General features: G+C 74.4%; 1 protein-coding gene. It reads right to left on the bottom strand.

The genetic code is table 11. From position 1 onward, the window contains the following. Positions 1 to 23: 23 nt before the first annotated feature. A complete protein-coding gene (locus ACYQ78_RS06015; RefSeq protein WP_459799662.1) occupies positions 24 to 10,520 on the bottom strand; it encodes an SDR family NAD(P)-dependent oxidoreductase in 10,497 nt (3,498 codons plus the stop codon). Between the last annotated feature and the right edge of the window lie 13 nt (positions 10,521 to 10,533).

The following is a 10,533-nucleotide window of genomic DNA, read 5'->3' as shown; positions in this document are numbered from 1 at the left end:
CCTACTCAGTCGTGGGTCCGCGATCAGGCCTTGCCGAACCGTCGGTCGATGAAGTCGAAGATCTCGTCGTCGCTGGCGGACTCCAGGGAGGCCGCGACGCCGACGAGGGAGCCCTGGACGTCGTCCCATCGGGACAGGACGGCCTTGAGGCGCTGGGTGATGCGTCTGCGGTCGTCCTCGTCGGGGGCGATCTCGGTGAGCGCGCCGGCCGAGAGCGTGGAGAGGGCCGATTCGAGCCGGTCGAGCTCCTCCAGGAGCGGCACCGGGGGCGGGCCCTCCTGCGGGACCAGCAGGTCGCGCAGGTGCGCCGCGAGCGCGCCGGGGGTCGGGTAGTCGAAGACGAGGGTCGCGGGGAGGTGCGAGCCGGTCACCGCGCCGAGGCGGTTGCGCAACTCGACGGCCATCAGCGAGTCGAAGCCGAGTTCGCGGAACGACCGGTCCTCGTCGACCGCGCCCGCGGTCGCGTGGCCGAGCACCCCGGCGACCTGGAGGCGCAGCGTCTCCAGGATCGCGGCATCGCGTTCGGCGGCGGGCAGTCCGGCCAGGCGGCGGGACAGGTCGACCACGGCCTCGGCGTCTCGGCGGACGCGGGGTTTGACCAGGCCGCGCAGCAGCGGGGGGACCGTCGCCGCCGACCTGAGCGCGGCCGTGTCGAGCCGCATGGGCGACAGGACCGGGCCCGCGTCGGCGGACAGGGCGTCGTCGAGCAGGGCCAGGCCCTCCTCGATCGACAGCGGCAGGACGCCACCGCGACCCATCCGCCGGACGTCCGCGTCGGCGCCGTGCTCCTCCCACAGGCCCCACGCCAGGGAGAGCGCCGGGGTGCCGTGGGACCGGCGGTGACCGGCGAGGGCGTCGAGGAAGGTGTTGGCGGCGGCGTAGTTGCCCTGGCCGGGGGCGCCGAAGACGCCGGCGACCGAGGAGAAGAGGACCAGCGGCACCTCGGGCAGCAGCTCGTGCAGGTTCCAGGCGGCGTCGATCTTGGGCCGCAGCACGTTCTCCAGCCGTTCGGGGGTGAGGGAGAAGAGCACGCCGTCGTCGACGACCCCGGCCGCGTGGACGACCGTGCCCACCTCGGTGGTGGCCAGCAGCGCCTCGACGGCGTCGCGGTCGGCGACGTCGCAGGCCGCGCCGGTGACGGTGGCGCCGAGTGTGGTGAGCGAGTCGACCAGGTCGGGGCCGGGGCCCCGGCGGCTGGTCAGGACCAGGTCGGTGACGCCGTGTTCGGTGACCAGGTGGCGGGCGATGGCGCCGCCCAGCGCGCCGGTCGCGCCGGTGACCAGCACCGGGCCGCGCAGTTCGATCGGCCGTTCGCCGCCGGTGGCGACGCGGGCCAGTCGCGGGGCGAGGACCTTTCCTTCGCGTACGGCCACCTGCGGTTCGCCCGAGGAGATCGCGGCGGCCAGGGCCGTCGCGTCGAAGGCGTCCACCAGCACGATCCGGCCGGGGTGCTCCGACTGGGCCGAGCGCACCAGGCCCCAGACCGCGGCGAACGCCAGGTCGGTGACCGCCTCGTCGGGGGTCGGGGCCACGGCGCCCGTGGTCATCAGGACCAGGGTCGACTCGGTGTAGCGGGGGTCGGAGAGCCACGACTGGAGGAGGGTCAGGGTGCCCTGGGTGGCGACGCGGGCGCCGAGGGCCACGTCGTCTTCGACGATCTCGGCGAGGTCGCCGTTGTCGAGGCTGCAGTGGGCCACCACGACCGGGGGCACCGGGGTGGTCGACTCGTCGAGGGCGAGCAGGTCCGCGTGGCGGTCGACCACGACGTCCGGGCCGAGGTCGAGGGCGGCCTCGCCGAGCAGCGCCCAGCGCACCGGGCCGGTGACGCCGGGGGCGGGGACCGGGACCCAGTCGATCTGGAAGAGCGACTCGTGCCGGGCGGTCCCGGCGACGGCGAGCTGCTCACGGGAGACGGCCCTGGTCACCAGGGACGTGACGGTGGCGACGGGGGCTCCGGTGTCGGCCGAGGCGAGGTCGACGGTCGTGCCGGTGTCGCCGGGCGTGAGGCGTACCCGAAGACGGGTGGCGCCCGTGGAGTGGAGGGCGACGCCGGTCCAGGCGAAGGGCAGGCCGTGCTCGCGGGAGCCCGAGCCGAGGAAGGCGGTGTGCAGGGCGGAGTCGAGGAGGGCCGGGTGCAGCGCGAATCCGGCGGCGTGGGCGGGGTCGGGCAGGGCGACCTCGGCGTAGAGGACGTCGCCGTCGCGCCAGGCCGCCTTCAGGCCCTGGAAGAGCGGGCCGTAGGAGAACCCGGCCTCGGCGAGCCGGTCGTAGAGGTCCTCGGAGTCGGCCTCGCTCGCACCAGGCGGCGGCCAGGCGGTGAGGGCCTCCCCCGCACGGTTCAGGGGGCTGAGCAGGCCGTCGGCGTGGCGGGTCCAGGGCTGGTCGTCGGCGTCGGGTCGCGAGTGCAGGGTGACGGTACGCCTTCCGCTCCCGTCCGGCGCCCCGACCACCAGCTGGAGCTGCACAGACACGCCTTCGGGCAGTACCAGCGGCGCTTCGAGGGTGAGCTCGTCGACCACCGGGCAGCCGGTCCGCTCACCGGCGTGCAGGGCCAGTTCGAGGAAGGCCGACCCGGGTAGCAGCACGGTGTCCATGACGGCGTGGTCGGCCAGCCACGGATGCGTCGCCGTCGACAGGCGGCCGGTGAACAGCACCCCTTCGCTGTCGGCCAGCGGCACGGCCGCCCCGAGCAGCGGGTGCCCGGCACCGGCGAGCCCGGCGGAGGTGACGTCGCCCGGCGGGGCCGGGGGCGCCTCCATCCAGTAGCGCTCCCGCTGGAACGCGTAGGTCGGCAGGTCGACCCGGTCTCCCGAGGCGATGGCGGCCCAGTCGACGGTCGTACCGCCGACATGCAGTTCGGCCAGCCCGGCCAGCAGGGCGGCGGGCTCGTCGCGCCCGGCCCGGCTGAGCGCGACGAACGCGGCGGGCCGGCCGGCGCACTGCGCGGCCATCGCGGTCAGCGTCGCGTCGGGCCCGACCTCGACGAACGTGCCCACGCCCGCGTCGAGCAGCGTGTTCACCCCGTCGGCGAACCTGACCGCCTGCCGCACGTGCCGCACCCAGTAGTCGGGCGACGTGAGGTCGGTCGCGATCGTGCCGGTGACGTTGGAGACGACGGGGATTTCCGGGCTGCTGTACGTGAGCCCGGCGGCGACCGCGCGGAAGTCGTCGAGCATCGGGGACATCAGCGGCGAGTGGAAGGCGTGGCTGACGGCGAGCCGGTGGGTGCGGCGGCCCTGGTCGGCGAACCAGGCGGCCAGTTCGGTGACGTCGTCGTCGGGGCCCGAGATCACCAGGGAGCCGGGCCCGTTGACGGCGGCGACCGCGACCTTCGCCTCGCCGGTGAGGGCGGCGAGCACCTCGTCCTCGGTGGCTTGGACGGCGATCATCGCACCGCTCGCCGGGAGGGCCTGCATGAGCTCGCCCCGTGCCCTGACCAGGGTGCAGGCGTCGTCGAGCGAGAAGACGCCCGCGATGTGGGCGGCGGCGATCTCACCGATCGAGTGCCCGGCGAGGTGACCGGGCCGCAGGCCGAGCGACTCGGCGAGCCGGTAGAGGGCGACCTCGTAGGCGAAGAGGGCGGCCTGGGTGTACCTGGTCTGGTCGAGCCCCTCACCGGTGGCGATGGCGTCGGCGAGCCCGTCGAAGCGGGCGACGATGCCGTCGTAGACCTCGCGGAACAGGGGGAACTCGGCGGCCAGTTCCCGGCCCATACCGGCGCGCTGGGCGCCCTGGCCGGAGAACAGCACGGCGACCTCGCCCGGCTTGGCGACGCCGGTGATGACACCGGTGATGACGCCGGGGTCACCTGCGGCGAGCGCGGCCAGCCCTTCGGGTCCGGTCACGGCGGCGCGGTACTCCAGGGGGGCGCGGGTGGTGGCCAGGGAGTAGGCGACGTCCCGCGAGTCGACGTCATGGGTAACAAGATGATCGGCCAGCCGGGCGGCTTGAGCGCGCAGAGCCTCAGGGGACCTCGCCGACAGCAACCACGGCAAAGGCGATGAAAGCCCGGAAGGTGTCGCGGTGGCAGCGGCGCCGGATGCCGCCCGGGCGTGCGCGCCGGAACCAGGTGCCGAGGAACCGGGCGAAACAGCCGTTCCCCGTTCCGGATCGAACGGCCGCCGGATTCCGACCGGTGCGGCCGGGGGCTCCTCCAGGATCACGTGGGCGTTGGTGCCGCTGATGCCGAACGACGAGATACCCGCCCGCTTGGGCCGGTCCACCGAGGGCCAGGCGACCTGGTCGGTGAGGAGTTCGACCTCGCCCGACGACCAGTCGACGTGGGGTGAGGGCTCGTCCACGTGGAGGGTCTTGGGGAGGGTCTCGTGGCGCATGGCCATGATCATCTTGATGATGCCCGCCACGCCCGCGGCCGCCTGGGTGTGCCCGATGTTCGACTTGATCGAGCCGAGCAGCAGCGGCGTCTCCCGCTCCTGGCCGTAGGTGGCGAGGAGGGCCTGGGCCTCGATCGGGTCGCCCAGCGGGGTCCCGGTGCCGTGCCCCTCGACCACGTCCACATCGGTGGTGGTGAGCCCGGCCGCCGCGAGCGCCTGCCGGATGACCCGCTGCTGCGAAGGACCGTTCGGGGCGGTCAGGCCGTTGGAGGCGCCGTCCTGGTTCACCGCCGAACCGCGAACCACCGCGAGGACCCGGTGCCCGTTCCGCACCGCGTCGGAGAGGCGCTCGACGACGAGCACGCCCGCGCCCTCGGCCCAGCCGGTCCCGTCGGCGGCGGCGGAGAACGCCTTGCAGCGGCCGTCGGTGGCGAGCCCGCGCTGGCGGCTGAAGTCGACGAAGGTCCCCGGAGTGGACATGACGGTCACGCCACCCGCGAGGGCCATCGTGCACTCGCCGCGCCGCAGCGACTGGATCGCCCAGTGCAGCGCCACCAGCGACGACGAGCAGGCGGTGTCGACCGTGACCGCCGGGCCCTCCAGCCCGAAGACGTAGGAGAGGCGGCCCGAGATGACGCTGCCCGAGTTGCCGGTCCCCAGATACCCCTCGACGCCGCTCGGGATCGCGGGCAGCCGGGAGGCGTAGTCGTAGTACATGACCCCGGCGAAGACCCCGGTCCGCGAACCCTTGAGCGTCGCCGGGTCGAGGCCGGCGTTCTCGAACGCCTCCCACGACGTCTCCAGCAGCAGCCGCTGCTGCGGGTCCATCGCCAGGGCCTCGCGCGGCGAGATGCCGAAGAAGGCGGCGTCGAAGTCGGCGGCGTCGTGCAGGAACCCGCCCTCGCGGACGTAGGTCGCGCCGGGCCGCTCGGGGTCGTCGCTGAACATTCCGGCCAGGTCCCAGCCCCGGTCGGTCGGGAAGCCGGAGACGCCGTCGCCGCCGGTCGAGACGAGCCGCCACAGGTCCTCGGGCGAGCGCACCCCGCCGGGATAGCGGCAGCCCATGCCGACGATCGCGATCGGCTCGTCGGCCGCGACGGCCGTCTCGGCCGCGACGGTCTCGACGGGGATCGCGAGCAGCAGGCCGCGCAGGTGCCCGGCGAGCGCGGCCGGGGTCGGGAAGTCGAAGATCAGCGTGGCGGGCAGCCGGGTGCCGACGGCCGCGCCGAGGCGGTTGCGGAACTCGACCGCCATCAGGGAGTCGAAGCCCAGCTCGGTGAACTGCTTCCCGCCGTCGATCGCGTCGGTCCCGCTGTGGCCGAGCACCAGAGCCGCTTGTGTACGGACCAGCGTCAGCAGTTCCCGGTCCCGCTCCGCCTCCGGCAGGCTCGCCAGTCGACGGGCGAGCGAGGCCCCGGCGGCGGAGATCTGGGTGCGGCGGGCGGGGACGCGTACCAGACCTCGGAAGATCGGCGCGACGCCGTGCTCGGCGGCGCGCGACCGGATCAGCGCGGTGTCGAGGTGGACCGGCACGAGCAGCGCGTCACCGGCGGCGCGGGACTGGTCGAACAGGCGCAGGCCGTCGTCGTGGGTGAGCGGCGCGAGCCCGGCGTCGGAGAGGCGGCGTAGGTCGGCCTCCTCCATGCGGCCCGACATGCCGCTCTCGGCCCACAGGCCGAACGCGAGCGACTGCGCGTGGAGACCTGAGGCGCGGCGGTGGGCGGCGAGCGCGTCGAGGAAGGCGTTGGCGGCGGCGTAGTTGGCCTGGCCGGGGCCGCCGAAGATCGAGGAGGCGGAGGAGAACATCACGAACAGGCCCGCGTCGGGGGCGAGTTCGTGCAGGTGGAGGGCGGCGTCGACCTTGGGCCGGAGCACGCCGTCGACCTGGTCGGGGGTGAGCCCCTCGACCACGCCGTCGTCGAGCACACCGGCGGCGTGCACCACGGTTCCGACCCGGCGTCCGCCGATGGCCGCCTCTAGGGCGTCGCGGTCGGCGACGTCACAGGCCACGGCCTCATAGGTGACCCCGTCGACGTCGACGGAGCCGCCGCTGCGGCTGAGCAGCAGCAGGTCGCGGGCGCCGTGCTCGGTGACGAGGTGGCGGGTGATCAGGCGGCCGAGCGAACCGGTGGCGCCGGTAACGACGACGAGCCCGTCGGGGTCGAGCGCCGGAACCGGGCCGCCCGTCGTGGCGCGGGCCAGCCTCGGGGCCAGCACCTTGCCGTCGCGGACGGCGACCTGCGGTTCGCCGGTGCCGACGGCCTCCAGGACGTGGCCGGGCCCATCGATGTCGAGCAGCGTGAAGACGCCCGGGTGCTCCGACTGCGCCGAGCGCACCAGACCCCACACGGGAGCCTGGACGAGATCCTCGACCCCCTCCTCCCCCACGGCGACCGCGCGACGGGTGACGAACACCAGCCGCGAGTCCGCGAACCGGGGGTCGCCGAACCACGAGCGGATCATCGCCAGCACGCCCTGCACCGCGAGCCGGACGGCGAACGCGACGTCGTCCTCAGCGAGCTCGGGGTCGACGTGGCAGGGGAACAGCACGGTCGCGGGCACCTCGGCCCCGGCACCGACGGCGTCCTCCAGGGCGACCGGGTCGGTGTACCAGGCGATCGAGGGCCCGGCGAGCCCGAAGTCGGTCTCGCCGACGACGACGGTCGTCCCAGACGGGGTCTCGCGGGCGGGCACGGCCGCCCAGTCGATCCGGAACAGCGAGTCCTGCGCGGCCGGGGCCGCGACGTGGGGACGCATCGCCAGCGAGTCGACGCCGAGGACCGGGGCGCCCTCCTCGTCCCAGGCTTTCACGGCCACCGAGGTCTCGCCCGTGGGCGTCAGCCGCACCCGCAGCACCGAGGCACCCGGGGCGAGCAGGCTCACCCCGCGCCAGGCGAACGGCAGCAGCGGCTCGCCCGCGCCGTCGCGCAGCGAGAGGCCGTGGAGGGCGGCGTCGAGCAGGGCGGGGTGGATCGCGAACGCCGGGTCGGCCTCTTCCAGGGCGACCTCGGCGTACACCTCGGGGCCGAGCCGCCAGGCGGCGCGCAGGCCCTGGAAGGCGGGGCCGTAGCCGAACCCGGAGGCGGCCAGGGCGGGGTAGAAGTCCTCGACCGGGATCGCGGTCGCGTCGGCGGGCGGCCACGCGGGCGACGGCTCGATCGCCACGGAAGCGCTGGTCAGCACCCCTTCGGCGTGCCGGGTCCACTCGTCGTCACCGGTCCGCGAGTGCACCGTGAACGGGCGTCCGGCGTCACCGGCCGGGGCCACCCAGACCTGGATCTGAACGCCGCCCTCCTCCGGCAGCACCAGCGGCGCCTCCAGCGTGAGGTCCTCGACGCGGTCGCAGCCGACCTGCTCGGCGGCCTTCAGGGCGAGCTCGACGAAGGCGGTGCCGGGCAGCAGCACGGTGTCCATGACGGCGTGGTCGGCCAGCCACGGGTGGGTCGCCAGTGACAGGCGTCCGGTGAGCAGCAGCCCGTCGGCCCCGGCGGCCGAGACGGCCGCGCCCAGCAGCGGGTGGGCGGCCGGGGCGAGCCCGAGCCCGGCGGGGTCGCCGGCCCAGGTCGCGGGGGCGGGCCAGTAGTGGTCGGTCTGGAAGGCGTAGGTCGGCAGGTCGACGCGGCGGGCGCCGGTCGGGGCGAAGACGGCGGCCCAGTCGACGGCGACGCCCCGGGCGTGCAGCCGGGCCAGCGCCTCCATCAGCGCCTCGGGCTCCGAGCGGTTGCGGCGCGTCGCGGGGGCGAACACGGGGTCGTCCCCGGCGCAGTCCTGCGCCATCGCCGACAGCACCCCGTCGGGGCCCAGCTCCAGGTAGGCGGTGACCCCGGCGCGGTCGGCGGCGGCGATCCCGTCGGCGAACAGCACCGCCTCGCGGACCTGCCGGACCCAGTAGCCGGGTTCGGCGATCTCGGGGGTCACGGAGCCGGTGACCGTGGAGACGATCGGGATCTTCGGGGTCGTGTACGTCAACCCGGCGGCGACCGCGCCGAACTCCGCCAGCATCGGGTCCATAAGAGCCGAGTGGAAGGCGTGCGAGACGGCAAGGCGCTTGGTCTTCCCGAAGCGGGCGGCCTCGGCGAGGACGGTGGCCTCGTCGCCGGAGACGACGACCGAGCGGGGCCCGTTGACGGCGGCGATGTTCCCGGTGACCTCGCCCGGCGCGGCCTGGACGGCGACCATCGCGCCGCCTTCCGGCAGGGCCTGCATGAGGGTGGCGCGGGCGGCGAGCAGCGTACAGGCGTCGTCGAGAGTGAGCACGCCCGCGCAGTGGGCGGCGGCGAGCTCACCGACGGAGTGCCCGATCAGGTACGACGGGGTCACGCCCCACGACTCGACCAGCCGGAACAGCGCGATCTCGAAGACGAACAGCGCGCTCTGCGCCAGGACGGTCCGGTCGAGGTCGGCGCCCTCGAAGACCAGGGAGCGCAGCGGCAGCCCGAGCTTCGGCTCCAGGGCGGCGCAGACCTCGTCGAAGGCGTGGGCGAAGGCCGGGAACGCGGCGTGCAGTTCCCGGCCCATGCCCGGCCGCTGTGCGCCCTGCCCGGTGAACAGGAACGCGGCCTTGGCCCGGACCCTCATCGCGTCGTGGACGAGCCCCCGCTCGTCCGGCCCTCCGGCCAGCGCGTCCAGCATCCGCAGCGGGCGCTCGCCACCGGGCGCGGCGAACACCGCGCGGTGGTCGAGGGCGGCGCGGGTGGTGGCTAGTGAGAAGGCGACGTCGAGGGGGTCCAGCTCGGGGTGCCGGTCGAGGTGCTCGCGCAACCGCGCGGCCTGCGCCCGGACGGCCTCGGGCGTGCGCCCGGAGAGCAGCCACGGCAGGAAGTCGGGCCGCGTCGGAGCCGTCGTCTCGGCCGGTTCGGGGGCCTCTTCGATGATCGTGTGGACGTTCGTGCCGCTGATGCCGAACGACGAGACCGCCGCGCGCTTCGGGTGGCCCGTCTCGGGCCAGGGGCGGGTCTCGGTGATCAGCTCGACGTTCCCGGCGGCCCAGTCGACGTGCGGGGAGGGCTCGTCGACGTGCAGGGTCTTCGGGAGGGTCCCGTGGCGCATCGCCATGACCATCTTGATGACGCCGCCGACGCCGGCGGCGGCCTGGGCGTGGCCGATGTTCGACTTGATCGAGCCGAGCCAGAGCGGCTCGGGCCGGTCCTGGCCGTAGGTCGCGATGAGGGCCTGGGCCTCGATCGGGTCGCCGATGACGGTGCCGGTGCCGTGCGCCTCGACGGCGTCGACCTCGGCGGGGGCGAGCCCGGCCGACGCGAGCGCCTGGCGAATGACCCGCTGCTGGGAGGGGCCGTTGGGGGCGGTCAGGCCGTTGGAGGCGCCGTCCTGGTTCACGGCCGAGCCGCGGATCACCGCGAGCACCTGGTGCCCGTTCGCGATGGCGTCGGAGAGCCGCTCGACGAGCAGCATGCCGACGCCCTCGGCCCAGCCGGTGCCGTCGGCGGAGGCCGCGAACGACTTGCACCGGCCGTTCCCGGCGAGACCCTGCTGCCGCCCGAACTCGCTGAACATGCCCGGCGTCGCCATCACCGCGACGCCGCCCGCGAGCGCCATCGTGCACTCGTCGTTGCGGATCGCCTGGCAGGCCAGGTGGAGCGCCACCAGCGACGAGGAACACGCCGTGTCGACCGTGACGGCGGGCCCTTCGAAACCGAGCGTGTACGCGATCCGCCCCGACGCCACGCTCGTGGTGGTGCCGGTGAGGACATGCCCGTCGACGCCCTCCACGAACTGCAGCACCGAGGTGTAGCCCGACGACGACGCGCCCACGAAGACACCGGTCCTGCTGCCCTTCAGCGTGCCGGGGTCGATGCCCGCCCGCTCGAAGGTCTCCCAGGAGGTCTCCAGGAGCAGCCGTTGCTGCGGGTCCATCGCCAGCGCCTCACGGGGGGCGATGCCGAAGAACCCCGCGTCGAAGGAGGCCGCCTCGTCGAGGAACCCGCCCTCCATGACGGAGTCGCCCCAGCCACGGTCACGCGGCACCGAGACCACGCCGTCCCGGCCGTCGCGTACCAGCTCCCACAGGTCCTCGGGCGACCGGACGCCTCCCGGGAACCGGCAGCCCATCCCGACCAGCGCGATGGGCTCGTGCTCACCGGCCTCGAACTTGCGCAGGCGCTCGCGGGTCTCGTGCAGCTCCGCGGTCACGCGCTTCAGGAAATATCGCAGCTTGTCGTCAGTCACGGGGTCTCACCTC

The organism is Herbidospora sp. RD11066, from assembly GCF_054661255.1.
The sequence above is the reverse complement of the archived record's forward strand: the minus strand, read 5'-3'. Positions and strand labels throughout refer to the sequence as shown.